Here is a 263-nt window from a genome sequence, read left to right on the forward strand (position 1 = left end):
ACCAGGCTACTATGCTATCGGTGATATCGTAAAAGGTCCAGCGCTTGCTCACGTAACATCAGCAGAGGGGATTACTTGTGTAGAAAAGATAGCAGGTCATCACCCAGAGACTATTGACTATAATAATATCGCAGGCTGTACATATTGCAGTCCTGAGATTTCATCTGAAGGTTATACAGAAAAAGCTGCGAAAGAAGCAGGATATTAAAAAAAAGTGGGTAAATTTCCTTTCTCAACATCAGGTAAGGCAAGTGCAGCTGGTG

At 41.8% G+C, this 263-nt stretch carries 1 pseudogene; it reads left to right on the forward strand.

Annotated elements, in window-relative coordinates:
* Positions 1-208 (forward strand): annotated as a pseudogene (locus I5349_RS13815) (dihydrolipoyl dehydrogenase); the annotation flags it as partial.
* Positions 209-263 lie beyond the last annotated feature (55 nt).

Origin of the sequence: Penaeicola halotolerans (genome assembly GCF_016464625.1) — a bacterium.
GTDB lineage: Bacteria > Bacteroidota > Bacteroidia > Cytophagales > Cyclobacteriaceae > Penaeicola > Penaeicola halotolerans.